This is a genomic window from Neisseriaceae bacterium CLB008 (assembly GCA_041228285.1).
In the GTDB taxonomy this organism is placed as follows: domain Bacteria; phylum Pseudomonadota; class Gammaproteobacteria; order Burkholderiales; family Neisseriaceae; genus JAGNPU01.
Window position 1 is genome coordinate 3,075,879 of sequence record CP166133.1, and the last position, 24,325, is coordinate 3,100,203.

Consider the following 24,325-nt stretch of genomic DNA (forward strand, 5'->3'; position numbering starts at 1 on the left):
TTTTTAAAATAAATCGTAATGACACAAAATCGACCACACGTCTTCAACGCTTGGCTGCTGCCCTTTGCCACCTAAGTTACGGACTTTATCGGTATGAGCCGTGGCGATGGCGCCGGTTAAATCGGGTTCACTGTCTAAATATAAGGTAATTAGAGGGCGATTTTGGGTGTTGGCTAAATGGGCTAAGCCTGTATCAACCGCCACGACCGCCACCGCAGCAGCAATAATTTGTCCTGCGGCGGCAATGCTGAGTTTAGGCATGACTAAACCATCCTCTAATGCCGCGGCAATGCGCTCTGCCCGTAAACGCTCACGCTCATTGCCCCAAAACAGCACGCAGGCAAGGCCGTTTTGATTTAATCGCTGCCCTAGCGCCACCCATGCCGCTTCAGGCCACTCTTTGGCTTCTGCGCTGGTGCCGTGAATCAGCGTCACAAAAGCACGTTCGGGCGTTAGCGCATGCGGCGCCAATATGGGTAAGCCAAAATCAGGTTTGCCACTGATTTGATAGCCTAGGGCTTGGGCCAGCAGCTGACGATTGCGTTCAACGGCGGGTAATGTTTTAGATACGGCGTAGCGATGCTGATAAAAAAAAGCAGCCACCGGCTCTTTAATGCTGTGTTTGTCATAGCCACTAACCGGTTGCTTAGCCATTCTCGCGACCCATGCGCTTTTTAATAAACCTTGGCAATCCACAATCACATCCCAATGCTCTTGGCGTAAACTTTGCTTTAATACCCGATAATCACGCCACGTTTGCGCATCGCCCAGCCGTTTTTTCCAGCGTCTTAACGCCACCGGCACAACGTTTTTTACGCGTGGATGTAGCGTAGGAATGTCAATAAACGCTTCTTCAGCCACCCACGTGACTTCAGCATCCGCCCATTCTGGCGCTTTTTGTAAGTCGGTTAAAGCCGGCAAACAGTGAATCAAATCCCCCATGGACGACATTTTCAACAACAGTATTTTTTTCATTCAGGCAGACATTCTGAGTTAGTTGAGCTTATTTTAACCGTTCTTAAGTGAGTGATGGCATTTAAAAAAGCTTCTTTTTGTGCCAACGGGATACTGACTTTTAAACGGCAGTCATAGGTCATTTCTTGCGATAAAACAGCCACATCATGGCCTTTAATTAAGCGCATGACGTCATTCATGGTGGCGTATTCAAACGACAGCAACGCATGATGGGTGACGTTTTTCGACAACACCTCCCCCTCAGCCAACGCCAATGCTGTGGCGCTTTTATACGCCTGAATCAGCCCAGGCACGCCTAATAAAGTCCCGCCAAAATAACGCACCACAATGACCACCACATCGGTCAATTCGGCACTGTCTATTTGGCCCAAAATAGGACGACCCGCGCTACCTGAAGGCTCGCCATCATCATTGGCTCGAAAATCAGCCCCATCTGGGCCCAAGCGATAGGCATAACAAAAATGCACGGCTTTAAAATGTTCTTTTTTTAGTGGCTCCAATAAAGCTTTAACCTCATCGCTGCTGCTGATCGGATGGGCAAAAGCCATAAATTTGCTGCCTTTGTCTTTAAACTCCGCATAGCAAGGGGCAGCCAACGTTTGATAAGTTAAAACCGTCATGGTGTCTCTTTTAATTTAAATAAGCTTCATTGTACCATTCTGTTTCCAGCACTGTTTCACGTGAAACCATTAGCTGGAACAGCTGATGCTGATGTCTTTGGCCCAGATGGGCGGTAATGCCGCATACTGTTCGTATTCTGGCCACTCGGCGTAGGGGTCAGAAATGATCATAGACAACTGATTTAACTCACTATAATCCTTATCTTCAGCTTTTTTGATGGCTATTTCCAGTAAATGATTGCGTAATATGTATTTGGGATTAACTTGATTCATCGCCTCTGTTTTAACTGAATGCGCCCTGCCCTCCTGTAACAGCCGCTGAGCGTACTCAGCTAACCATTCGTCCATAGCCCTAGGTTCGGTAAATAAAACCGCTACAGCGTCCGGTAACGTGCCTTGATGAGGGTCAAACTGGGCCAGCTGCCTAAAGAAAATCGTAAAATCGACCGTCTGTGCATCCATGATCTTTAATAAACGCTGCACAAAGCCCGCCTCTGGCACTATTTGTAACCCCAATTTATCAGCCATCCGTTGATCATAGGCTTGTTGATATTCTTGAGCGTATTGATTGAGTACCGTTACTAATTCTGCTTCAGGGACAAATGGCAATAAGGTTGACGCCAAGCAAGATAAATTCCACTGCCCAATAAACGGCTGTTGGTTAAATGCATAGCGGCCGCCATGATCAGAATGATTACAGATGTGTTGAAAATGAAAGCCGTCTAAAAAACCGAATGGGCCATAGTCCAAGGTCAAACCCAATATAGACATATTGTCCGTATTGAGTACGCCATGACAAAACCCAACCGACTGCCACTGAGCAATGGTGTGGGCAGTTATCTTACTCACAGCTTCAAAAAAAGCCAGGTAGGGATTAGGTGCGCTTAGGCACTGTGGATAATATAAAGCAATGACATGATCAGCCAGTAATTGTAAATCTGTGTGTAACTTTCGATGGTAAAACACTTCGAAGTGGCCAAAGCGAATGAAACTAGGCGCTAGCCGAGCCACAATCGCCGCTGTTTCAACGCGTTCACGATAAACAGGGTCATCAGAGGCCACCAAGCTTAAAGCCCTTGTGGTGGGTATGTGTAGCGCTGCCATCGCTTCAGAACATAAATATTCTCGGATACTGGAGCGTAAAACGGCTCGACCATCAGCATGCCTAGAAAAGGGCGTTTGGCCAGCACCTTTTAATTGGCATTCCCACCGTTCATTATATTTATCCACAAGGTCACCAATGATGACGGCTCTGCCATCGCCTAATTGTGGCGTGTAATGTCCAAATTGGTGGCCTGAATACAAGGTAGCAATCGGTGCCTGTCGATAACTTTTTGGGTCACCTGATAACGCTTTTAAATTATCCCCAGCTAAAAAATCAGCAGGACTTAAATTAAATTGGTTTGCCAAAGGTTGGTTACTTAATAACAGCGTGGGCTGATTTAGTTTTTCTGTTTTAACCGGTGCATAAAATAGTTTAGGTAATTGTTGCATACGGTTTTGTTGTAAGTATTGAGCTAAATTCATGATGTGTGTCCTGTTTATTAACCCTTTTATGTTTTGGGTAACGCTTATGACTAATATAGTATTTTAATATTTAAAAAAAGATGATGCTAATGAAGTCTGGTTTTTTCTGTGGATAACCTTTAATGCTTTTATTTTACAAGGTATTAGCTTTATTTTTAGCCTGTGTATAACTTAGTCTAAGCCATTGTTGCGTATTGTGGATACTTTTGCAGACGTTTTTTTCATGTTGATAACTTTTCTGTTATCCCCTGCCTATTTCTTTTCTATCCCCGTTATTGCTTTTTTAGCGTTGGATGGGTTTATTTTTATCGACTAAAACTTAATTGTCTCATGTTTTTTCTTTTTTTCGTTTTTAATGATTCAATCAATGATTTTATATATAAATACTGATGATAATGATAAAGAAACGATTTTCCTGTGCATAACTTTAATCAACTTTTAAAATGAGCAACTTAGTTGCTTTTTAAGGCTGTGGATAAGATCGGTGTGCACTGTATACCTTTTGTAGACAATTTTAGACGATCGTTTTTGCTGTGGATAAGTTTCAACTTATGCTGTGCTTACCCCCGAAGTTAATCAGATACCGTTATAGTTAAAAGCTATGACAGACCTTGGTCTGACCCTTCTTGATTTTAAAATAATGAAATAAATGGGTGAATATTTGTTAGAATCAAAGGAATAGTCATGTATTGTAAAGAGAAGCTTATGTTACAAAGAACCTTAGCCAAAGAAGTGAGCGCAACTGGCGTTGGCCTACATTCAGGTGAGCGGGTGTTATTAACGTTGAAACCAGCGCCCAGCAATAGTGGCATTCAGTTCAGACGTACGGATTTAACCGGTGATGAAGGTGCTTGGATAAAAATGGTGCCTGAATTAATTAACGATACTCGTCTGTCTTCCACTATTGTGACGCCGCTTGGGGTTCGTGTGGGGACTATTGAGCACATGATGTCGGCCCTAGCCGCTTTTGGCATCGACAATGTGTGTATCGAATTAAATGCACCTGAAACCCCAATTATGGATGGCTCTAGCCTGCCTTTCTTATACCTATTGCAGGATGCGGGCATTGTTGATCAGCAGGAATTAAAAAGATTCTTACGCATTAAAGAAGTGGTTGAGGTTAAAGAAGCAGATAAATGGGTTCGTTTAAGTCCTTATAACGGATTTAAAATGACTTTAACCATCGACTTTGATCATCCCGTCATTAATCGTGGTAATCAAACCTTTACCATTGATTTTGCAGGTGCTTCTTATTTAGATGAAATTGCGCGAGCGCGAACCTTTGGCTTCATGCAAGAGGTTGAATTCATGCGTAGCCATAATTTAGGCTTGGGCGGTAATTTAACCAATGCCATTGTGATTGATGAAGACGACGTCTTAAATCCGGATGGTTTACGCTATGCTGATGAATTTGTGCGGCATAAAATTCTAGACGCCATGGGGGATTTATACGTGATTGCCCACCCGATTATCGGGGCGTTTGAGGGCTATAAATCTGGCCATGACATCAATAATAAGTTAATGCGTGCTTTAATGGCTCAGCCTGAAGCGTTTGAATGGGTGAGTTTTAAAAATCCTGAGGATGTGCCGCCTGGATTTCATGAACTTGATTAAGATCTAACCTTATTATGACTAATCGAAGTATGGTAAGAGTATCTATTATATTCAAGGAAAAATCATGAGTCAGGTGAAGCCTAATATTGAAATTGATGTGTTGAATCAGCTGGATATTCGGGTCGGTACCATTACGGCCGTTTCTGACGTTGAAAAATCGCGTAAGTTATTGAAATTAAGCGTTGATTTTGGTTCTTTTCGCCGTTCTATTCTGTCGGCGATGCGTGGTGAACGTGACAATCCTCAGGAGATTGTCGGTAAACAAGCTTTATTTGTGGTGAACATGGCGCCCAGAGAAATGGCCGGCGAGATGTCTGAAGGCATGCTGTTTGACATAGGCTATGAGGATGGCATTGTGCCCGTGCTCGCCCAGCCTGAAAAAATGGTGCCTAACGGCACGCGTGCAGGGTAAGACATCATGACGGAACAGTCTTTACTCAGTTTGCTGACGGATTTAGACATTGCATACGTGAGGGTTGAGCATCCGGCATTAGGGGCAATTGATGATTATTACAAAATGAACATTGAATTGCCTGATCAAGGCATTAAGAATTTATTTTTAAAGAATAAAAAAGGCAATCGTTTATACTTGGTTGTCATGGATGAACACCAGCCAGCAGATTTAAGCCACATTGCCGAGCAAGTTGGTGAGTCTAGGCTGTCGTTTGCGTCTACCCAGACGCTGGCGTCGACCTTAAATGTGGCGGCTGGATGCGTGACGCCTTTTGCTTTGCCATTTGATACCGAGCATAAAGTAACGGTGTTGCTCGATCAAAACATTAAGCAAGATGAATTATTGGGCTTTCACCCTTTGGTCAATCACGCCACGGTGTGCATTGCTTATTCGGATTTTTTACGCTTTTTGGTCCACAGTGGTCATGCACCCAAGAGCATCAGCGTTAAAGCGCCCAATTGATGTCTTCATGCTGTGGACTTTATCTTACCCACAGGGGTTTGTAACGGCCGTGGGTTTTTTATGCACAGGCTTGATCATAGATGCCATTGTTGGCTTTCATCAGTGGCTTGAAAAGTTAACCACAGCCTTATCTTACCCACAGCTCGTTTGGCTTAACGCTAGGCGTGGATAAGGCGTGTGAATGGATTCAGATCGAATGATTGTATAGAGGTGATGATGCGTATCGTAACGGGTTTGGCCATGTGTTTCATGGCGACTTTATTGGTTGCTGCCCCAAAAAATACGGCTTGGCGAGGGATGGTGACCCAGGCTGATGTTCAATTAATTGATGAAGTAGACCAAATCATGCACACAACCTTGGGGCTTTATCAAAACCAAGCGTTGGCAAGCGATGAGGTTGAGCCCTATTTGGCGGCGATTAAATTTGCAGAGGCTGAGCCTCAATTAATTAAAAATAAAGAGTTGATCGGGCGCTGGCAGTGTCGTTCGACTCAGATCAGTGCCCGATTCTTAGGGCGCTATCCATACTTTAACTGCCAAATCAAGCAAACAGCTAAGGGCCTATGGTTTCAAAAAACAACGGGCTCACAGCGTGTGAGTGGCTATCTGCATCAGGGTCAGGGCCAACAAAAGGTGTTTATTGGTGGCGCTACGGTGAATGACGATCCTTTACGCAGCTATGATTTAAACCAGCCAGATAATATACCTGCTCATCAAAATCATAATGCCGTGGGCGTGCTTCGAAAAATCTCGGCCAACCAGATGATTTTGATTCAGCCTAATAAAGACAAAGCGGGTTATGAGCTGTATGAATTGATTCGAAAAAAATAGCGGTTTGGGTTAGGCTGCATTTTTTCTTAGCGGTCATACATACGCTTACAGAGTTACACCTTTAAAGTGATTTTCAGGAAAGGACGAATAGGTTTTCTATGCTTCACAATATGCAACGTTTTTTGATCCAGGGATGTATTGGCCTCTTCACGCTTGGTTTGGCCAGCGGTGTGTATGCCCTAGACTGCGATCGTGCCCTTACCCAGGTGGACATGAATGAATGCGCCTATTTGGATTTTAAAAAAGCAGATCAACGATTAAATCAGCTGTATCAACAGCATCGCCAAGGATTAGACGATCAGCGCAAACAGCAGCTTAAGGTGGCGCAGCAAGCCTGGCTTAAGTTTCGTGATTTAAGCTGTACTTATGAGGCTGATTTTTATCGCGGCGGAAGCATGGCTCCCTTAGTGAGGCAGGGTTGTTTGACTGAAGCGACCGAAAATAGAATTAAGGCCTTAGAAAATTATATTGAAATGGATGGGTTACTTTAATTTACCTGTTTGAGTGAGGATTAAAGAGTGTGACCCTAAAAAAGCCGACCCATAGAGGTCGGCTTTTTTGTGATGGCTGGCTTAAAACGTGTAGGTTGCCAAAACAGACGCCACGGGGGCCGTTTTGCGTTTGGCCAGAGGGCTGTCTTTAGCGTCTCCCACCAACTGTGTCATGCCGCCCGTCATGGTCAGAGACCACGGGCCGTTAAACTGGTGCACCCATTCTAATTCAGCGCCTACTTGGCCAATACCGGCTTTGGGGCTATAAGCTTGATGGCCACTGCGGCGGCTTTGTACGGTGCTGACGCCTAGATACGTCTGCATGCGTTTTTGATCAAAATAATGGGCGCTCCCGCTCAGAGTGATTTGGTCGTGTTCTTTTTTGAGTACAGGGATGGCCGCTCGGACATAATAGCTGTGGCCATTTTTACTTTCGGATAGGGCCAATTCTGCGCCAGCGTGCAGGGCCAGATAATCATCTAGCTGTAAGCCCGTATTAAAGGTGCTGGTGACGGAGCCTTTTACTTTGCCCATGCCTTTGAGTTCTTTTTTGTCTTCACGTGCAGGAAGATAGCCAATATGGGCGCCGGCTAATAAAGAAAGAGACGCATTTAAAGGATAGGCGTATTGAAAGCCTAAGCCTTGGCTACCCACGCTTAAACCATTGCCAAAATCATAGCCGATGTCTACCGCTGGGCCAACCTTGAGCCGTTTACTGCCTAGGTATTCAGGAGCCGTTGCAAGGCCCACGCCGGCATAGAAGCGCCCTTCTTGAACGCTTGAGTTTAAAGGGGGAGCGGCCCAAAGTGCAGTAGACAGGCTCAGTAAGGCGAGGCTTAATGGCCAAGATGTAGGGGTGGGGGTCATGACAAATCCTCTTAACGTAATAAATAAGGTTAAGCGCTAGGTTAGCATTGGCTAACTGATTGAAATATTGAGAAATTGATGTGGAATTGTCGGGGCGTGTCGTCAAATTGTCCTGAATTGTCGTCAAAGCAGTTTCTGAGGCGTGAATTTTATATAATGTTCAGGCGCCTAGCTGGGTGAAAGGAACGTTATGTATACAGTGTTATTGGTTGAGGACGATGTGCGTCTGGCCAGCTTAATGGCAGAATATTTATCCACTTATGAATTTAAGGTGAGTATTGTGGATCGGGGGGATCGCGCTTTAAGCCATTTTCAAACGCTTCAGCCTGATTTAGTGGTCTTGGACTTAATGCTGCCTGGCTTAGACGGCATGCTGGTGTGCGCCCAAATTAGGGCCGTAAGTACGGTGCCGATTTTAATGCTGACGGCGCGCGAGGATCAGTTTGATGAAGTTCTGGGCCTAGAACAAGGCGCGGATGACTACGTGAATAAGCCGATACAGCCTAGGGTTTTATTGGCTCGCCTACGGGCGCTCTTGAGGCGTCGTCAGCAGCCAGTGCATATGGGCTCGACATCAACATTGGCCTTTGGGCAGTTGTTGATTTTTAAGGCTGATCGAACCGTTACTTGGCGTCGTCAGGTGGTTGATTTAAGCAGTTCTGAATATAAATTATTGATCACGATGGCGGATCGAGCGGGTGAAACACTGGGCCGGGATGAGCTGTTTAAAAAACTGCGTGGCTTTGAGTTTGATGGCTTAGATCGCAGCATTGACAATCATATTTCGCGTTTACGGCGTAAATTTGATGACGAACAAGGTGAGAAAATCAAAACGGTTTGGGGTGAGGGCTATTTATTTTGCCCCACTTTATGGGATTAAATCATGTGGCGTTTAGTGTTACGGGTGTTTCCATTAGCCTTATTGTCGATGGTTGCCGCCTTGATGATTGTGGTTTATGCGCTGTACTTTTTTATGGCAGATGAGGTTGAAGAAGCTTTACTTAAAGATAAAGAAGCGCAGATTTATGTGTTACAGGACTACTTAACGGCCGTTGCTGGGTCAGAAGCCCAAAATCAGCGTATTGCGGCCTATCAGAGTCGTCACCAAGGCAGTTTTGGCTTAACCGATGGCGCGGCTTTGACGCCAGAGCAGCGCGCTCAATTACAGCGTGGAGAAACGGTAGTGGTGATTAAGGTCGCCACTTCGATGGACTTACGCGGGCAGTATTATTTTCCATTAGCCACCGGACAAATCATGCACTTGGCCGATGTGACGGCGGGTGCTAATGATTTAGGTGAGTTAGAAGACTTTTTGTTATTGGCTAATTTGAGCGTCTTGGCTTTATTTCTATTCTTTTTATCCGTGTGGTCGGCTTTTCATTGGGCAGAATTAAAAAAGCTGATGCAGGCCATGGACCGCATTGGGGCCGGTGACTTTTCGGCCCGTGCGCGGCTGAGCCGTTACGCCAGCACCTATATGGTGGCGTATAAGGTTAATAGAATGGCGAGCTATATTGAGCATTTGGTTAATGGTCAGCGTGAACTGATTCATTCTGTGTCGCATGAACTAAGAACGCCGATTGCGCGCCTAAACTTTGGCCTGGTGTTGCTGGATGACGGCGCATCAGAACAAAAGGCCAGGATTCAAGCCTTGCTTGGCGATGTAGATGAATTGGCCACCTTAGTGGATGAGCTATTGCAGCTCGCTTCCGTTGGCCAACAGTATTTAGGTCGTCCACAATCATTTGACGTACAGGCGTCCTTGCTTGCCTGTGTGCCCGCTTCACCCCTACTGCCTCAAAATAAGCACATCACCGTTGCTGTCCCAGATGGCATAGGCCAGTATGAAGGCGATGTGGCTTTATTAGAGCGAGTGTGGAAAAACCTATTGGGTAATGCCGTGAAGTATGGACACAGTAACATCCGTTTTTCTGCGCAACGCCTATCCGATCACAGCCTGCTGGTGTGCGTTGAAGATGATGGCCCTGGTATTCCTGAAATTGAGTATGCGCGCGTGTTGGCGCCCTTTTATCGAGTACCTACGGTCGAAGCGCCACAGCCTGGCTATGGTTTAGGTTTGGCAATGGTGCAAAAAATTGTCGCCCTGCATCAAGGCACGCTGCGTATTGATCGATCCGCCTTATTAGGTGGCGCTAAGCTGGTGGTGTGCTTACCGCCTCATCCTCGGCTTAAATGACTCTAGACCACGCTGATGGGCGTGCCTGCCATAAACTGATTGATGTTGTCGCACAGCATGTCAAACAGGCGGTTACGGGCCTCAACGCTGCCCCAGGCCATGTGAGGGGTCACAATGAGGTGGGGTAAATAAGCTTTTAACAGTGGATTGCCGTTAACGGGCGGCTCTTCGGTTAACACATCAACGCCGGCACCGCCTAGCTGGCCGTATTTCAGCGCCGCTACGAGCGCTAATTCGTCGACCAAACCACCGCGGCTGACGTTAATTAAAATGGCGCCTGGCTTCATCTGCTGTAAAGCCGTTTCGTCAATCATGTTTTCGGTTTCGGTCGTTAACGGACAGTGTAAAGAGATCACATCAGCCGTGGTTAAAGCCTCTTGAAATGAGACGTAGCCAGTACGGCAGCCGCTAGCTTGCTTGTGTTCGGCATAGATGACGTTCATGTCAAAGGCCAAGGCACGTTTGGCCAACGCTTGGCCGATGCCGCCTTTACCAAAGATGGCCAGGGTTTTGCCGCTGAGGTCGCGCATGGGGGCGCCGAAGTGGCAAAAGGTATTGGCTTTTTGCCATAGGCCGGCGGCCACGTCACGCTGGTAAGCGGGCAATTGACGCATCAGCGCAATCATCAACATAAAGGCGTGCTCGGCGACGGTATCGTTGCCGTAGGCGCGGATGTTACTCACCACGATGCCGCGTTCGCGTGCGGCAGCTACGTCGATGTGGTTATAGCCGGTGGCGGCAATGGCAATCATCTTTAACTGTGGGTTGGCGTCCATGTCGGCGGCATTAATGGGCATTTTGTTGCTGATCACAATTTCATGGCCCTCTATTAGCCCGGCTACGGCGTCAGGGGTGCAGCCCTCATGCTCGGTGAGCTGGTGGGGGAAATTGAAGGTAAAGGGACGCGCCTCAATGCTGTGGCGGTCTAGGCAAACGATGGAGGTCATGGTGGGTTCCTAAGACGACGAGTGAAGAGCCTTATCGTAGCAGACTACGGCAGGCTTGGCCGCATTAAAGATACCCGAAGCGACCAATTTCGTTTACCATTAGGACTTCATTATTGAGGAGTTTAAAATGAGCCTAGTGATTGAAGATATTGAGTTGGGAACCGGCGCAGAAGCCGTTAAAGGCCAAGAGATTACCGTGCATTATTCAGGTTACTTAACCGACGGTACTAAGTTTGATTCTAGCTTGGATCGTAAACAGCCATTGAGCTTTACCCTTGGGGTAGGTATGGTGATTCAAGGTTGGGATGAAGGATTCAACGGCATGAAAGTGGGCGGCAAACGTAAATTGACCATTCCACCAGAAATGGGCTACGGCGCACGCGGTGCTGGCGGTGTGATTCCACCACATGCCACTTTGGTGTTTGACGTTGAGCTGATCCAAGTCGGTTAAATGTAGCGAAATCACAGAAAGTTGCCTGCAATTTGGAGGCAACTTTTTTATTGCTTGCTGGAAAAATCATTTAAAATCATGCGTTAGACTATGCTGTGACGATTTAAAGTACAATACCAAGACGATAACAATGAAGCGGTATTTTTTTAAAGGGAAGATAATGCATAGCGTACCTGATTGTCCAGTTTGTGGCCTCGCCCATACCTACCACGATGGCACTTTGTTTGTGTGTCCTGATTGCACCCATGAATGGACGGGTGAAGAGGACAGCGTTGAAGCAGAAGACGTGAAAGTAGTCAAAGACAGCAACGGTAATCCATTACAGGATGGAGACGACGTGATTTTGATTAAAGACTTAAAAGTTAAGGGTTCATCGATGGTGATCAAAAAAGGCACCAAGGTGAAAAATATCCGCATTGTGGACGGCGATCACGACATTGATTGTAAGGTTGATGGCCAAAGCATGATGCTTAAATCTGAATTTATGAAAAAAGCGTAAACATGAGCTTAACCCCCCCCACCATTGTGGCCATCGCCACCGCGCCTGGGCGCGGCGGCGTGGGCGTGATTCGGCTATCTGGGCAGAACCTGATGCCGCTGGCCGAGGCTTTAAGCCAAGGCAAAACCCCTAAGCCACGCATGGCGATGTATACCGACTTTTATGATGCTGACGGTCAGGCCATTGATAATGGTTTGATGCTCTATTTTAAAGCGCCAGCTAGCTTTACTGGCGAAGACGTGATTGAGCTTCAGGGCCATGGTGGGCCGGTGGTGTTGAATATGTTGCTGAAACGCTGTTTGGCACTGGGCGCGCAGATGGCGCAGCCCGGTGAATTCACCAAACGGGCATTTCTAAATAATAAGCTGGATTTGGCCCAAGCAGAAAGCGTAGCGGATTTAATTGATGCCAGCAGTCAAAGCGCGGCTAGATCGGCGTTGCGGTCGCTAAAAGGGGCTTTTTCTGAGCACATTCATGCCCTGGTCGATCAGCTGATCACCCTGCGTATGTTGGTGGAAGCCACCTTAGATTTTCCAGAAGAAGACATTGATTTTCTCGAGGCAGCGAATGCCAAAGGTAAGCTGGCCGATATTCAGAGCCAGCTGACGCGCGTTTTGGCCAGCGCCAGCCAAGGCGCCATTCTGCGGGAAGGCATGCAGGTCGTATTGGTGGGTGCCCCCAACGTGGGTAAGTCTTCGCTGCTGAACGCCTTAGCCGGTGATGATGTGGCCATTGTCACCGACATCGCGGGCACCACGCGTGATACGGTAAAGGAACACATCATCATTGATGGCGTGCCGGTACACATCATTGACACCGCTGGCCTACGCGATACCGACGACGTGGTGGAGAAAATTGGCATTGAGCGCAGTGAAGCTGCGGTCAAACAGGCCGATGTGGCGCTGGTGTTGGTTGATCCACGTGAAGGCCTAAACGCCACGACAGAGGCGATCTTGGCCAAGCTACCGGAACAGCTGAAGCGCATTGAAGTACAGAATAAAATTGATTTGACTCAAGAGCAACCGGCGCATGTTTCACGTGAAACAGGCTCAGATTTAATTAAGCTGTCGGCCAAAACAGGCGCAGGCTTGGATTTACTCAAGCAGGCTCTGTTGGCGCAAGTGGGTTGGCAAGGTGAGCAAGAAGGCCTCTTTTTGGCGCGTGAGCGCCATGTTCAGGCGTTGCTACAGGCGCAAGAAGAGCTGCTGTTTGCCAGCCAAATTGATACGGAAATTGAGTTGCTGGCTGAACACTTACGTTTGGCGCAGATGGCGCTGGGGGAAATCACCGGTGAATTCACCGCTGATGATTTACTTGGCGTGATCTTTAGTCGGTTTTGTATTGGTAAGTAATATCTTATTGATTCAAAGCAAAAAAACCATGCTTAGGCATGGTTTTTTTGCGGCCTTAAGGCTCATTATGGGCGGTCTAGAGGGAATAAATCCGTGCTGCGGCCATACCAATTATTGTGTAGCCGGCTGACCAGATTTAAACCCAGCGTATCGACATAGCCTTTTTCTGCATCTTGTACATAGGCATCCGCCACGTGAACGGCGCGTACTCGGCCAATCACGACCATTTGATTCGGTCCTGTGACCACGGTGGCTTGGCTCACGCATTCAAACGACACGGGGCTGTCGGCAATTAAGGGCGGGGCCACATAGGTGGCCGCACGGGTGGTAATTTGGCCCGCAGCCAATTCATTGACTTCGGGGCCGAAGGCCGCGCTGGTGGCGTTCATGGCCTCCACTTGGGCCTCACAGACGAGGTTGATCACAAACTCTTGGGTGGCGAGTATATTGGCCGCCGTGTCTTTTGCATGGCCGTTGGCCTGGCGAACCAAGCCAATGGCGACGGTAGGTGGATTATGGCCCATGATGTTGAAAAAACTAAAGGGCGCAGCATTCGGGGTACCGTCAGCGGCCAAGGTGGTGACCCAGGCGATGGGCCTGGGCGTAATGGTGGCAGACAGTAATCGATAGGCGGTGGCGCTGCCGTGTTCTTCTAGGTTGAAAATCATGGTTGGGCTCTGTTCTGGCTTAAAGGATGTCGCTAGTGTACCGTGAAAGTGTGGTGTCGCCCTACTCTTTGGACTGTGAAAAGATTGTGCTGGTTATGGCCTAGTTTAGCCTGATTTGATTTCTCTGATTTGATTTCCCTGATTTGATTGCATAGATAAATAATGATTTGTCATCAATCATCTATGGATTTTTAATGTAGCAGTCTTTTATGCTGTAGGGACAAATTTTGCGAGAGACTTGAGGCAGTCAGGTAAAATTTGAGGCCTATGTGATCAAACTTAATTCAATAACAGTAGTCATAATATAGACAACTCATGATTAATGCCATTCGTTTTGCATATTTTATGCTTAGTGCGTTAAGATGAGGGTTCATCATATTGCTTCGATTAAACGCTTCTATGCCAAAGGATACCCATATGACCATTCGTCAATACACTTATTTACCCGCCGCCCTATTAGTGGCTGTTTCTTTAACTGCTTGTTCTGGTTCGAAAGAAGAATCACTTAAAGAAGTAACCTCTAGTGATGGCGCCTATACCTTAAGCGTGGGCGAGAGCTTTAAAGATAAAATCGCCGATAAGGCGGCCGTGATTTCTGCGCGTATGCCTGGTACGCCTGTGGATAACGTTACTTTATTGCAAATGGCGGGCAACGACGACCGCGGTAATGCGGTCTACGGCTTGAGCATGCCCATTCCGGCCGGTGCCAAAGTAACCATCAAGGACTTGTCACAGCAGGTTGAAGCTGTGAGTAAAAGCATGAGCGGCGTAAAAAACATGAGCATTAAAGAGGTAGAAGGCGTGGATAACCAAGCCACCTACTCTATGGAAAATGATTTAGGTGGGGTGACGGCTTTTGAAGTGTGCCGCTTAGCCGTAGGTGAAAGCAAAATTTTCACCGTGTGTGCCCTCACTCAAGAATCAGCGGATCATACGCAAGCAGAACAAATCATTCAGAGCATTAAATTTAATTAAGTGCGATAGATTCGTCAAAACCCGATCAGTGGATCGGGTTTTTTTTGTGCGAACGATGCTGACTGCCCTTAGTGACGATGAGGGTTTGCCCATGATAACCGTCAGAAAGTATAGGACCCTATTTGGGGCTAAAAATCTGTGGATAACTTATCTGTGATCAACTTTTATAGGACATGACTGCCGATTTTACTGCTAAGGACCCCGATTTTATCAGGCTTTTAAGGCTATTTTGAGGCGTTTTCAGCGAACCAGGCTGGACTAGAGGGTGTGATTTAATCTGTCGATAACTCGTGGATAAAATGTGTGTGAGCCCAGAGTTTTAGGCGAGAGTTGTGGATAAGTTTTAGTTATGCAACCAAAATAACTATGCCCTTGTCACTTTTTATTTCAGATTTTGTGAGCGCTTTCTGATGGCGTTAGCCAATTGTTTTTACGGCGCTATTTGATCAGGACAGCTTGTCTAAAACCGACTTGTCCACAGGTATTTAGGCTGAGAAGATTTTCTAGAAAATGCCTATGTCAATTTAATCCTGTTTAAAAAACCGCCTGTTCCTAGCTAGAAGGCCATGGAATAAGGGCTGTAGAGGAGGCTCGGTTTTGGGACCGTATCAAGACGATTGTTGTCGAGGGACGGTTTCGGTTACTGCAGATGGTTCTATGGCGGTGGTTTCGACTTGATGGCAGAGCATAATGGGCGCTGAATGCACTTTTTGAGCGCCAATGACGCACACCTGACTCAGATTTCGTGTTGGCCAGTCGAATTCGACGCGCTCAGAATGCCTATGGCTTCGTAGTGGATACTCGATGGACACCCTAGCCCTCGCATTGGGTGGCTCTGGCTAGGGCTCTTGATTGCCCACATTTTAGCCTGTGGATAAGTATTTTGCGAGATATTAAATCTAACCTTTAAACAGAATAAATTAATATTTTATTACCAATATTGATAAAACCAAGGTGTGGATGGATTTTGTGGTTAAGTCTGTTAAGTTATTATTAATAATAATATAGATATACACAAAACAACTTAACTTATCCACAAAATAGCGTTTTGGCATGGCTAAGTTAAACCTGTTAAGCACCGTTCAGGGTTTCGCTTTATGGCGTAAAAACCTCTATAATGAAGGCTTCTTGTACACAAAAGGATTGCAATATGAGTGATGGTGTTCGGTTACGCCCACTAGAAAGAGAAGACTTAGCATTTGTCCACACGCTAAAGAACAACGCCAACATTATGTCGTACTGGTTTGAAGAGGCTTATGAGTCTTACGTTGAGCTGCTGGATTTATACAATAAACACATTCACGATCGCACCGAGCGGCGGTTTATTGTGTACAACAATGAGTCTATTTTAGGGCTGGTAGAATTGGTTGAAATTGACTACATTCATCGCCGTACCGAGTTTCAAATCATCATCGACCCTAAGCATCAGGGCCATGGCTACTCTAAAGTAGCGACCCGCTTGGGTATTGACTACGCTTTTTCCGTCTTGAATATGCACAAACTATATTTGATTGTAGACGTTGAGAATGAAAAAGCCATCCATGTGTATAAACAATCGGGCTTCAGAATTGAGGGGGAACTCATTGATGAGTTTTTCGTCTGGGGCCGTTATCATAATGCCTACCGAATGTATTTATTCCAAAAAGAATACATCGCTTTAAAAGCACATCAATCATGAATTCATTACGCCTGTTGATTTCAGACTCCTACGACCCTTGGTTTAACCTCGCGGTTGAAGAGTGCATTTTTCGCCAAATGGACCCTGGCCATAAAGTATTGTTTTTATGGCGAAATGCCGATACGGTGGTGATTGGGCGCGCCCAAAATCCTTGGAAAGAATGCAATACCCGTAAAATGGCGGCAGATGGGGTGAAATTAGCCCGGCGCAGCAGTGGCGGTGGTGCGGTCTTTCAAGATTTAGGCAATACCTGCTTTACCTTTATGGCCGGCAAGCCTGGCTACGATAAGACGGTGTCGACGAATTTGATCTTGGCCGCCTTGGCCAAATTGGGCTTGAATGCAGAAGCCTCAGGCCGTAATGATTTGCTGGTGAAAACCGCTGAAGGAGACCGTAAGGTCTCCGGTTCGGCCTATCGTGAAACCAAAGATAGAGGCTTTCATCATGGCACGTTATTGATTGAGACAGACTTAAATCGATTAAGCGATTACTTAAACCCTGACCCCAAAAAACTACAGGCCAAAGGCATCACGTCCGTGCGCGCCCGAGTGGCTAATCTGGTTGAAATTGTGCCAGATGTGTCGCATGAGGCCATCGTGACGGCCATCACCGAGGCATTTTTTGAATACTATGGTGAGCGAGTGGCGGCTGAACATATTTCGCCGGCAGCATTGCCTGATTTGCCTAATTTTGTGGCCCAATTTGAAAAACAAAGCAGTTGGGACTGGAATTTTGGCCAAGCGCCCTCATTTATTCATGAGTTGAGTGAGCGTTTTAGCTGGGGCGGCATTGAGCTCTTCTTTGATGTGGATAGAGGCCTTCTATCACGTGCTCAGCTGTTTACCGACAGCCTTTATCCTGAGGTGTTTGAAGCATTGGCCGAACGGCTGGTGGGCACGGCTTATCAGCCAGAGGCGATTGTTCAAGTCGTGCTTGATGAGGCGGCAATGCAGCCGCAGCGCGCATCGGAGCTCGGCGAATTGGCTCAATGGCTACGTCATGCCTTAAGTTAGGCGTGTGGATGATGAATGAAAGGAATGACTGTGTCGCAAAAATTATTGCAGATTGATTTTCCTACCGATGGACCGTTTGGTGCCGAGATGAGCGCAGCCTTTAAAGAGCTGGCTCAAAGCATCGCCACCGAGCCGGGCATGATTTGGAAAATATGGACGGAAAATGCCGCTACCCAAGAGGCTGGCGGCGTGTATTTATTTGCGGATTTGGCCAGCTTAGAGCGTTATTTAAGCATGCATACGGCACGCCTGACGTCATTTGGCGTGACCGGCATACGCAGTAAAATTTTTGACGTGAACGAGCCCCTCAGCGCGCTCACCCACTTTACCCTAAATCAATGAGACTAAGCCCATGCCTTGATTCATGGGCTTTTTTGTAGAAAGTTTGTCATGATTGATGCTTTAGTCAGCGGCCGTTTAACCGCAAAACCCATGAAACGTTTAGACAGCCAGAATAAGTCTTTTGTGACGGCTCGTTTTCAGGCCGCGACCTACCAAAACGAAATGATTCAGGTGAATTTAATCGCTTTTGACGAACAGGTGTGTCACACCTTGTTGACCTTAGATGAGGGCGACACCATTAGCGTGTCCGGCAGCCTCACGCCTAAGGTGTGGAAGGCGAAAGATGGCTTAATCCGCCCGATTGTGGATTTAATGGCGCATGCGGTGTTAACCCCTTATCAGATCAACGCCAAACGGGCGATGGTGGCAGACGACGAAGGGTAGACATAGGCGCATGTGCGGTAAGGAGAACAGCATGGTGCAGTATTCAATTTTAGATTTGGTGCCGGTGACCGAAGGCAGTAGCGTGGCTGAGGCCATTGCACATTCCGTTGCGGTGGCACAACAGGCAGAGGCCTTGGGCTACCATCGCTACTGGGTGGCAGAGCATCACAATATGCGCAGCATTGCCAGTTCGGCAACGTCGGTGTTGATCGGCCACATTGCCAGCCAAACCCAGAGCATCCGAGTGGGCTCCGGTGGCGTGATGTTACCCAATCATTCACCGATGGTGATTGCTGAGCAATTTGGCACCCTAGAGACGCTATATCCCGGCCGTATCGATCTTGGCCTAGGCCGTGCGCCTGGAACGGATCAGATCACGATGAGGGCGCTGCGGCGCGACATCAATGGTAGTGCCGACCAGTTTCCGCAAGATGTGGCTGAATTACAGGCCTTGTTGAGCGACAGCAGCTCATTGCCTTATACCGCGACGCCAGGACAGGGCACCAATGTGCCGCTGTATCTGTTGGGCTCTAGCCTATTTAGTGCCCAATTAGCGGCCAAGATGGGTTTGCCGTATGCTTTTGCGATGCATTTTGCGCCGAAGATGATGATGCAGGCACTGGATTTGTATCGGTCCTTGTTTGAACCATCAGCCGTATTGGCTAAGCCCCACGTCATCCTTGGTACCAATGTTTTTGTGGCCGATACCAAGCTGAAGGCGCAATACCAGTTTTCCTCTTTACAGCAGCGTTTCTTAGGCTTGCTCAGAGGTCAGCAAGGCGGGCTATTGCCGCCCCCGATTGACGACATTACCGCCGTGGCAGCGCCGCATGAATTGATGCACATGGACAGCATGCTGGGGGCCTCGATCGTGGGTGATGAGGCGCAGGTGCGCCACAGCATTCAAGCACTGTTAGCCCAAACACAGGCGGACGAACTGATGGTGACGGCTCAGATGTATGATCACCAAGACAGGTTGGCCAACTTCGCTAAGATCGCTGAAATACTACAAGATGGACATAAGGCTTGAGTTTTTGACAGGGGCTGGCTATAATCCGCCTAACTCTTAGGGGAGTAATCTTTTTGGCGCAACATTTGGCCAAAAGTGCTGATCAACATATTTGAGCCACTTGCTCATGGTCAGTACGTCCTACTCAGTGGGATTGATGAGACTTAAGACATGCATTGCGCTTTTGGTGGGCGCATGATGCGTGTCTTTTGCCGAAATCAAGCCCACCGAGGTCAAAACAATGGAAGCTTTCTTATCTTCTACTCTAGCCGTGGCCATTGCCGAGATCGGTGACAAAACACAACTTCTGACATTATTTCTAGCCGCTCGTTTCAGCCAGCGCCACGCCATTATATTGGGCATTCTGGTGGCGACCTTAATCAACCATGCCGTCTCTGCCTATGTGGGCAACTGGGTGATTCAGTTTGTGCCGCCCAACGTCATTCCCTGGGCCGTTGGTTTAAGCTTTATTGCCGTGGGCTTGTGGGTGTTGATTCCCGATAAGGATGAGGATGCCAGCAGTGGCGCCTTAAAATACGGGGCCTTTGTGGCGACCTGCGTGCTGTTCTTCATTGCCGAAATCGGCGATAAAACCCAAATCGCCACCATTGTGTTGGCCGCAAAGTACCAGGCGCCATTGGCCGTTGTCGCAGGCAGCACCTTGGGGCTGATGTTGGCGAATGTGCCGGTGGTGTATTGTGGTAAATGGATTATGGACCGCATCCCATTGTATTTGGCGCGCTATGGCGCCTGTGCCTTATTTTGCTTACTGGGGGCATTAACTTTGGTGTATGGCTAAGAATGGCTGTGTGAATCTGACAAGCGTTGCTCGATGGAGCAGCGCTTTTTTTATGGTGTGGATGAGGCTTGCTGGGGCTGTGCTGATCGCGACAGCGTTTATAAAGCCCGCCGTGCATGCTGTATAGGATGGTTTGTTGGCATTATGAGGAGGTATCTAAATATGAAAACAACCGCTACTGCTTCGGTTATCTTGCTATTGATTGAAGGTTGCCTTTAGCTACCTTGTGTGACAACTCACCACGTCTCCCTTAGGTGAAGTACCGTCCCCTTTTTAGCCGCCGAGGCGGTTCGTGCAGGGCCGGGGCGGTTAAGGCAAGCATGGCTTCTTGCCGCCGGCAATGCGCGGGCCAACGAGGGCACCCGCGTAGCGGGCGGATAAAGTGGGGTGTTTTTTCTTTGCTTCGTTTCTTTTGGACATCCAAAAGAAATGACGTCGCCCAAGGGGCGAAACAAAACAACTAATCAATAGCGAAATAGCCGAAGCATTATGAAACAAATGATTCAAAACGGTGGGCACGCTGCGCTTTGCACCACCCTACAAGCGGCCAACAAACCATGGTTAAAGCGCAGCCTGCATTGAACTGGCCTAGGCCATTATCACGTTTCACGTGAAACCATGTTCGGCCATCAGGAACATAAATACGGCTGGTGTTGTTTAAACGGTTGATCGTGGTCGAGGCTAGACTCTGACAGGGATTGAGCTTGATTTGGGCATTGAGTGGAAGACATCGTTATTTGTGATAGCGCAAACAAAGCTTTTTTACGCCTGCATGAAAATGGGCTTCTGATACCATATTTTGTATTGTTAATTATTATTAACACAATATATTGTGTATTTTGGAGGAAGTCATGACGGAGATGATACAGAAAAGAGATGGTCGGGTAGAGCCTTTTTGTGTGGATAAAATAGCTGCGGCCATTTTTAAGGCGGCTGAGGCCGTGGGTGGTGACAACCTAGGTCAAGCCCATGAGCTGGCTGAAAAAGTGGTGTCGGCTCTAGGGTCGGAATGCGTGCTGATTGAATCCATCCAAGATGAGGTGGAGCGGCAGCTGATTTTAGCTGGTCACGCGAAGACGGCTAAGGCGTATATTCTGTATCGGGCGAATCGTCAGCGCATGCGCGAAATGAATGGGGCGTTGATGCAGGTGTTTGCCGACCTTTCCAGCACTGATGCGGCGGATTCTGATTTAAAGCGGGAAAATGCCAATATTGATGCCGATACGGCCATGGGTACCATGCTTAAATATGGTTCTGAGGCCGCCAAGAAATACTACGATCTATTCGTGCTGCAGCCACAGCATGCCCAAGCGCATCAGACGGGCGACATTCACATTCACGATTTGGATTTTTTAACTCTGACCACGACCTGTTGTCAGATCGACTTAAAAACGCTGTTTGCGGGCGGCTTTGGCACGGGCCATGGCTTTTTACGTGAGCCGCAAAGCATTCACGCCTACTCTGCCCTAGCCTGCATCGCCATACAGTCTAACCAAAATGATCAGCATGGTGGCCAATCGGTGCCCATGTTTGATTTTGCCATGGCTGCGGGTGTGGATAAAACCCATGCCAAGCACTATCGGGATAATGTGGCCAAAGCGCTGGCTTTGTTGACTCATGAGCCTGTGAATAAAATGATAGAGGCGTGTCAGGCGCGCTTGGGTGCCGGCCCTGGATTAGCTGATGTCTCGTCTTATCAACAGGCTGAAGCAGAAATCCTCAAGGCCTTTGGCTTATCCACAAGGCTCATCGACACGCTACAGGCACATGTGGCGACCGCTAGCTGGCAAGACACCGATAAGAGCACCTTCCAAGCTATGGAAGCCTTGATTCATAATCTCAACACCATGCATTCTCGAGCGGGCGCACAGATACCGTTTTCATCCATCAACTATGGTACCGATACATCGGCGGCTGGGCGTATGGTGGTGCGTAACCTATTATTGGCAACGGAGCGCGGTCTAGGACAAGGTGAAACTGCGATCTTCCCCATTCAAATCTTTAAGGTGAAGGATGGCGTGAATGGGTTGCCGGGCGATCCTAACTATGATTTATTGCAGTTAAGCTGTCAGGTCAGCGCTAAACGCCTATTTCCTAATTTTTCGTTTATTGATGCGCCTTTTAATGCGGCGTTCTATCGTCCCGATCAGCCAGAGACAGAAGTTGCTTATATGGGCTGTCGTACTCGGGTGATGGGTAATGTGCATGATCCTGAGCGCGCCATTGTCAGCGGTCGCGGTAATTTGAGCTTTACCACCATCAACCTACCACGCCTAGGCCTCTTACATCGGCAAGATGTGGCCGGTTTTTATGCGTCCTTGGACCAAAAAATTGATTTGGTGGTGGCTCAGCTGTGGGCACGCTATCAGATACAGGCACAGAAAAAAGTAAAGAATTTTCCCTTCCTCATGGGCCAAGGCGTGTGGATGGATGCCCAGCATTTAGGCCCTGAAGACCGTATTGGTGAGGTATTAAAGCACGGTACGCTGACTGTGGGCTTTATTGGCCTGGCAGAATGCCTTAAGGCCTTATGTGGGGCCCATCACGGCGAATCGGCCGAAGCGCAGCGCTTGGGTTTGGCGATTATTGGCCACATGCGTGCGCGCATGGATGAATATGCTCAGCGCTATGGCTTGAATTATTCCTTGATTGCCACGCCAGCAGAAGGCACTGCGGGGCGTTTTGTCAAAATGGATCGGCGTCGGTTTGGTACCATTGTTGGCGTCACGGATCGGGATTATTACACCAATAGCTTCCATGTCCCGGTCTATCATTCCACCACGGCTTTTGCCAAAATCAACGTCGAAGCGCCCTATCATGCATTGACCAATGGGGGCCACATCACCTATGTGGAGCTAGACGGTGACCCCAGTAAAAATCTGTCCGCGTTTGAAAAAATCATTCAGGCGATGAAGCAAGCAGGCATCGGCTATGGATCGATTAACCATCCGGTTGACCGTGATCCTGCGTGTGGCTTCACCGGCATCATTGATGATGAATGCCCCCAGTGTGGCCGCAGCGAAGGTGATGGTGGCCCAGCATTTGAACGCATCCGTCGCATCACCGGCTATTTGGTGGGGACGTTAGCGCGCTTTAATGACGCTAAGCGAGCGGAAGAGCGCGATCGAGTGAAGCATCAATAGGCCATGGCGCTACTGTTAAATGTCGCCGGCGTGGTGCCTGAATCCATCGTTGACGGACCTGGGCTACGCTTGACCGTATTTACCCAGGGCTGTCGCCACCACTGTCGAGGTTGCCATAATCCCAAAACGTGGTCGATGCGCCCACAGAACTTATGGGAGACGAGCAAGATCGTGTCTTTAGTGCAGAACAATCCTCTTTTGGATGGGCTAACGCTCAGCGGCGGTGACCCATTTGAGCAGGTTGCGGCCTGCACAGAACTAGCTTTGGCTGTTAAAGCTTTGGGACTAAATGTGGTGACCTATACAGGCTATACCATTGAAGCCTTGTTGGCGGATCCAGAGCGTCGACCATTGGTATTGGCTTCAGACTGGTTGATTGACGGTCGTTTTGAACAAAGCCTAAAAACCTTAACGCAGCCTTTTGTAGGATCCAGCAATCAGCGCATGATTGACGTTGGGCGATATTTGGCGGGTTGAGGGTGGATTGCTGACGTTGTTCCACGTGAAACGGATGCTTCTTCAAAATCTCTTTGTAATCAATCGGTTGATTTTTTGGTGAATCTTGGGCCTGTTGATGGGCTTTCCATGCATAAGATTCATTCTGGAGAAGGGCTATTGGGTTATTGTTCGTTGGAGACACCAGTATTAAATAATACGAGCATTTGCTCAGGTAATAATAAATGATTTGATGAGGGAAATGGGTTATTTTGGGATTTGACGGCGGATGGTTTAAATAAAGCCTGATGTTGGCCTTAAGCGGTTAAAAGCACATTTTTATGATAATGGATTATATTTAGGCCAACTTATTTTAAATGACAATATTATTTTTAAATGATGTTTAATTATTCAAAAAGGTTTTATTTATTAATAAGGCATTAATGATGATGGCTTTATTTTTGAGATTGGACTGTCTATTTAATGCCAAATGATTTAAAAAAGAGCGGGCTTTTATTGACAGTCTAAGGCGTAAGGGTGATGATGCGCCTGAGACGGGAAAACTTACTTTTCCTGACTGTTTACACATACT

The 24,325-nt window shown here is 47.6% G+C and carries 25 protein-coding genes; 19 read left to right on the forward strand and 6 right to left on the reverse strand.

Annotated features, from left to right (window positions below; translation table 11 throughout):
• Positions 1–3 precede the first annotated feature (3 nt).
• The 3 genes from waaC to AB8Q18_14310 form a co-directional block, all read right to left on the reverse strand.
• Complete coding sequence (gene waaC, locus AB8Q18_14300; GenBank protein XDZ51319.1) at positions 4–975, reverse strand: lipopolysaccharide heptosyltransferase I; 972 nt, start codon at positions 973–975, stop codon at positions 4–6.
• Entirely contained in the window at positions 972–1,595 is a 624-nt protein-coding gene (locus tag AB8Q18_14305) for a YigZ family protein (GenBank protein XDZ51320.1), read from the reverse strand. Before AB8Q18_14305 ends, waaC begins: the two co-directional genes overlap by 4 nt.
• Positions 1,596–1,664: 69 nt before the next feature.
• The gene (locus tag AB8Q18_14310; protein ID XDZ51321.1) at positions 1,665–3,122 is read right to left on the reverse strand and encodes a YdiU family protein; all 1,458 of its coding nucleotides are present in this window, start codon (positions 3,120–3,122) and stop codon (positions 1,665–1,667) included.
• A 705-nt stretch (positions 3,123–3,827) separates the two neighbouring features.
• On the opposite strand from AB8Q18_14310, the gene lpxC reads away from it, so the two are divergent.
• From lpxC to AB8Q18_14335, 5 genes are all read left to right on the forward strand, one after another.
• The gene (gene lpxC / locus AB8Q18_14315) at positions 3,828–4,736 is read left to right on the forward strand and encodes a UDP-3-O-acyl-N-acetylglucosamine deacetylase (protein ID XDZ51322.1); all 909 of its coding nucleotides are present in this window, start codon (positions 3,828–3,830) and stop codon (positions 4,734–4,736) included.
• 64 nt (positions 4,737–4,800) lie between these two features.
• Positions 4,801–5,148, forward strand: coding sequence for a tRNA-binding protein (locus AB8Q18_14320; GenBank protein ID XDZ51323.1), 348 nt, complete (start codon positions 4,801–4,803; stop codon positions 5,146–5,148).
• 6 nt (positions 5,149–5,154) lie between these two features.
• Positions 5,155–5,652 (forward strand): prolyl-tRNA synthetase associated domain-containing protein, encoded by a 498-nt coding sequence (locus AB8Q18_14325; protein XDZ51324.1) that lies wholly within the window; start codon positions 5,155–5,157, stop codon positions 5,650–5,652.
• Between the two features lie 216 nt (positions 5,653–5,868).
• Positions 5,869–6,483, forward strand: coding sequence for a DUF4893 domain-containing protein (locus AB8Q18_14330; GenBank protein ID XDZ51325.1), 615 nt, complete (start codon positions 5,869–5,871; stop codon positions 6,481–6,483).
• Between the two features lie 98 nt (positions 6,484–6,581).
• Positions 6,582–6,974, forward strand: coding sequence for a lysozyme inhibitor LprI family protein (locus AB8Q18_14335; protein XDZ51326.1), 393 nt, complete (start codon positions 6,582–6,584; stop codon positions 6,972–6,974).
• Positions 6,975–7,055: 81 nt separating this feature from the next.
• On the opposite strand, the gene AB8Q18_14340 is transcribed toward AB8Q18_14335, so the two are convergent.
• Positions 7,056–7,841 (reverse strand): MipA/OmpV family protein, encoded by a 786-nt coding sequence (locus tag AB8Q18_14340; protein XDZ51327.1) that lies wholly within the window; start codon positions 7,839–7,841, stop codon positions 7,056–7,058.
• A 190-nt stretch (positions 7,842–8,031) separates the two neighbouring features.
• Between AB8Q18_14340 and AB8Q18_14345 the strand changes: the two genes are divergently transcribed.
• Both AB8Q18_14345 and AB8Q18_14350 read left to right on the forward strand, forming a co-directional pair.
• On the forward strand, positions 8,032–8,721 hold the full coding sequence (locus tag AB8Q18_14345) for a response regulator (GenBank protein XDZ51328.1): 690 nt from the start codon (positions 8,032–8,034) through the stop codon (positions 8,719–8,721).
• Positions 8,722–8,724: 3 nt separating this feature from the next.
• Positions 8,725–10,038 carry an ATP-binding protein gene (locus AB8Q18_14350; GenBank protein XDZ51329.1) on the forward strand — a complete coding sequence of 438 codons (1,314 nt, stop codon included), beginning with the start codon at positions 8,725–8,727 and terminating at the stop codon, positions 10,036–10,038.
• Positions 10,039–10,040: 2 nt separating this feature from the next.
• On the opposite strand, the gene AB8Q18_14355 is transcribed toward AB8Q18_14350, so the two are convergent.
• Positions 10,041–10,985: a D-2-hydroxyacid dehydrogenase gene (locus AB8Q18_14355; protein XDZ51330.1), complete on the reverse strand. Its 945-nt coding sequence runs from the start codon at positions 10,983–10,985 to the stop codon at positions 10,041–10,043.
• Positions 10,986–11,112: 127 nt separating this feature from the next.
• On the opposite strand from AB8Q18_14355, the gene AB8Q18_14360 reads away from it, so the two are divergent.
• From AB8Q18_14360 to mnmE, 3 genes are all read left to right on the forward strand, one after another.
• Positions 11,113–11,436, forward strand: coding sequence for an FKBP-type peptidyl-prolyl cis-trans isomerase (locus tag AB8Q18_14360; protein ID XDZ51331.1), 324 nt, complete (start codon positions 11,113–11,115; stop codon positions 11,434–11,436).
• A 160-nt stretch (positions 11,437–11,596) separates the two neighbouring features.
• Positions 11,597–11,935, forward strand: coding sequence for a zinc ribbon domain-containing protein YjdM (locus tag AB8Q18_14365; protein XDZ51332.1), 339 nt, complete (start codon positions 11,597–11,599; stop codon positions 11,933–11,935).
• A gap of 2 nt (positions 11,936–11,937) precedes the next feature.
• Positions 11,938–13,287 carry a tRNA uridine-5-carboxymethylaminomethyl(34) synthesis GTPase MnmE gene (mnmE, locus tag AB8Q18_14370; protein ID XDZ51333.1) on the forward strand — a complete coding sequence of 450 codons (1,350 nt, stop codon included), beginning with the start codon at positions 11,938–11,940 and terminating at the stop codon, positions 13,285–13,287.
• Between the two features lie 65 nt (positions 13,288–13,352).
• Here the strand turns inward: mnmE and AB8Q18_14375 are convergent, their stop codons facing one another.
• Positions 13,353–13,955, reverse strand: coding sequence for a flavin reductase family protein (locus AB8Q18_14375; GenBank protein ID XDZ51334.1), 603 nt, complete (start codon positions 13,953–13,955; stop codon positions 13,353–13,355).
• Between the two features lie 417 nt (positions 13,956–14,372).
• Here AB8Q18_14375 and AB8Q18_14380 point away from each other — a divergent pair, with 417 nt between their 5' ends.
• The 9 genes from AB8Q18_14380 (at position 14,373) to nrdG (ending at position 23,775) form a co-directional block, all read left to right on the forward strand.
• On the forward strand, positions 14,373–14,930 hold the full coding sequence (locus tag AB8Q18_14380; protein ID XDZ51335.1) for a hypothetical protein: 558 nt from the start codon (positions 14,373–14,375) through the stop codon (positions 14,928–14,930).
• Positions 14,931–16,080: 1,150 nt separating this feature from the next.
• The gene (speG, locus tag AB8Q18_14385) at positions 16,081–16,608 is read left to right on the forward strand and encodes a spermidine N1-acetyltransferase (GenBank protein ID XDZ51336.1); all 528 of its coding nucleotides are present in this window, start codon (positions 16,081–16,083) and stop codon (positions 16,606–16,608) included.
• Positions 16,605–17,621: a lipoate--protein ligase gene (locus AB8Q18_14390; GenBank protein XDZ51337.1), complete on the forward strand. Its 1,017-nt coding sequence runs from the start codon at positions 16,605–16,607 to the stop codon at positions 17,619–17,621. The genes speG and AB8Q18_14390 overlap by 4 nt, the downstream gene beginning before the upstream one ends.
• A gap of 15 nt (positions 17,622–17,636) precedes the next feature.
• Positions 17,637–17,963 (forward strand): monooxygenase, encoded by a 327-nt coding sequence (locus tag AB8Q18_14395; protein ID XDZ51338.1) that lies wholly within the window; start codon positions 17,637–17,639, stop codon positions 17,961–17,963.
• Positions 17,964–18,011: 48 nt separating this feature from the next.
• Entirely contained in the window at positions 18,012–18,347 is a 336-nt protein-coding gene (locus tag AB8Q18_14400; protein XDZ51339.1) for a hypothetical protein, read from the forward strand.
• A 31-nt stretch (positions 18,348–18,378) separates the two neighbouring features.
• Positions 18,379–19,377 carry an LLM class flavin-dependent oxidoreductase gene (locus AB8Q18_14405; GenBank protein ID XDZ51340.1) on the forward strand — a complete coding sequence of 333 codons (999 nt, stop codon included), beginning with the start codon at positions 18,379–18,381 and terminating at the stop codon, positions 19,375–19,377.
• Between the two features lie 220 nt (positions 19,378–19,597).
• Positions 19,598–20,155: a TMEM165/GDT1 family protein gene (locus tag AB8Q18_14410; GenBank protein ID XDZ51341.1), complete on the forward strand. Its 558-nt coding sequence runs from the start codon at positions 19,598–19,600 to the stop codon at positions 20,153–20,155.
• Between the two features lie 851 nt (positions 20,156–21,006).
• Complete coding sequence (locus tag AB8Q18_14415) at positions 21,007–23,298, forward strand: anaerobic ribonucleoside triphosphate reductase (GenBank protein ID XDZ51342.1); 2,292 nt, start codon at positions 21,007–21,009, stop codon at positions 23,296–23,298.
• A 3-nt stretch (positions 23,299–23,301) separates the two neighbouring features.
• The gene (gene nrdG, locus AB8Q18_14420; protein XDZ51343.1) at positions 23,302–23,775 is read left to right on the forward strand and encodes an anaerobic ribonucleoside-triphosphate reductase activating protein; all 474 of its coding nucleotides are present in this window, start codon (positions 23,302–23,304) and stop codon (positions 23,773–23,775) included.
• Positions 23,776–24,325: the final 550 nt, after the last annotated feature.

What these genes read in the sequence shown, in the direction of transcription:
- waaC (XDZ51319.1), bottom strand. Translation starts at nt 975, where the DNA reads ATGAAAAAAATACTGTTGTTGAAAATGTCGTCCATGGGGGATTTGATT.
- AB8Q18_14305 (XDZ51320.1), bottom strand. Translation starts at nt 1,595, where the DNA reads ATGACGGTTTTAACTTATCAAACGTTGGCTGCCCCTTGCTATGCGGAG.
- AB8Q18_14310 (XDZ51321.1), bottom strand. Translation starts at nt 3,122, where the DNA reads ATGAATTTAGCTCAATACTTACAACAAAACCGTATGCAACAATTACCT.
- lpxC (XDZ51322.1), top strand. Translation starts at nt 3,828, where the DNA reads ATGTTACAAAGAACCTTAGCCAAAGAAGTGAGCGCAACTGGCGTTGGC.
- AB8Q18_14320 (XDZ51323.1), top strand. Translation starts at nt 4,801, where the DNA reads ATGAGTCAGGTGAAGCCTAATATTGAAATTGATGTGTTGAATCAGCTG.
- AB8Q18_14325 (XDZ51324.1), top strand. Translation starts at nt 5,155, where the DNA reads ATGACGGAACAGTCTTTACTCAGTTTGCTGACGGATTTAGACATTGCA.
- AB8Q18_14330 (XDZ51325.1), top strand. Translation starts at nt 5,869, where the DNA reads ATGCGTATCGTAACGGGTTTGGCCATGTGTTTCATGGCGACTTTATTG.
- AB8Q18_14335 (XDZ51326.1), top strand. Translation starts at nt 6,582, where the DNA reads ATGCTTCACAATATGCAACGTTTTTTGATCCAGGGATGTATTGGCCTC.
- AB8Q18_14340 (XDZ51327.1), bottom strand. Translation starts at nt 7,841, where the DNA reads ATGACCCCCACCCCTACATCTTGGCCATTAAGCCTCGCCTTACTGAGC.
- AB8Q18_14345 (XDZ51328.1), top strand. Translation starts at nt 8,032, where the DNA reads ATGTATACAGTGTTATTGGTTGAGGACGATGTGCGTCTGGCCAGCTTA.
- AB8Q18_14350 (XDZ51329.1), top strand. Translation starts at nt 8,725, where the DNA reads ATGTGGCGTTTAGTGTTACGGGTGTTTCCATTAGCCTTATTGTCGATG.
- AB8Q18_14355 (XDZ51330.1), bottom strand. Translation starts at nt 10,985, where the DNA reads ATGACCTCCATCGTTTGCCTAGACCGCCACAGCATTGAGGCGCGTCCC.
- AB8Q18_14360 (XDZ51331.1), top strand. Translation starts at nt 11,113, where the DNA reads ATGAGCCTAGTGATTGAAGATATTGAGTTGGGAACCGGCGCAGAAGCC.
- AB8Q18_14365 (XDZ51332.1), top strand. Translation starts at nt 11,597, where the DNA reads ATGCATAGCGTACCTGATTGTCCAGTTTGTGGCCTCGCCCATACCTAC.
- mnmE (XDZ51333.1), top strand. Translation starts at nt 11,938, where the DNA reads ATGAGCTTAACCCCCCCCACCATTGTGGCCATCGCCACCGCGCCTGGG.
- AB8Q18_14375 (XDZ51334.1), bottom strand. Translation starts at nt 13,955, where the DNA reads ATGATTTTCAACCTAGAAGAACACGGCAGCGCCACCGCCTATCGATTA.
- AB8Q18_14380 (XDZ51335.1), top strand. Translation starts at nt 14,373, where the DNA reads ATGACCATTCGTCAATACACTTATTTACCCGCCGCCCTATTAGTGGCT.
- speG (XDZ51336.1), top strand. Translation starts at nt 16,081, where the DNA reads ATGAGTGATGGTGTTCGGTTACGCCCACTAGAAAGAGAAGACTTAGCA.
- AB8Q18_14390 (XDZ51337.1), top strand. Translation starts at nt 16,605, where the DNA reads ATGAATTCATTACGCCTGTTGATTTCAGACTCCTACGACCCTTGGTTT.
- AB8Q18_14395 (XDZ51338.1), top strand. Translation starts at nt 17,637, where the DNA reads ATGAAAGGAATGACTGTGTCGCAAAAATTATTGCAGATTGATTTTCCT.
- AB8Q18_14400 (XDZ51339.1), top strand. Translation starts at nt 18,012, where the DNA reads ATGATTGATGCTTTAGTCAGCGGCCGTTTAACCGCAAAACCCATGAAA.
- AB8Q18_14405 (XDZ51340.1), top strand. Translation starts at nt 18,379, where the DNA reads ATGGTGCAGTATTCAATTTTAGATTTGGTGCCGGTGACCGAAGGCAGT.
- AB8Q18_14410 (XDZ51341.1), top strand. Translation starts at nt 19,598, where the DNA reads ATGGAAGCTTTCTTATCTTCTACTCTAGCCGTGGCCATTGCCGAGATC.
- AB8Q18_14415 (XDZ51342.1), top strand. Translation starts at nt 21,007, where the DNA reads ATGACGGAGATGATACAGAAAAGAGATGGTCGGGTAGAGCCTTTTTGT.
- nrdG (XDZ51343.1), top strand. Translation starts at nt 23,302, where the DNA reads ATGGCGCTACTGTTAAATGTCGCCGGCGTGGTGCCTGAATCCATCGTT.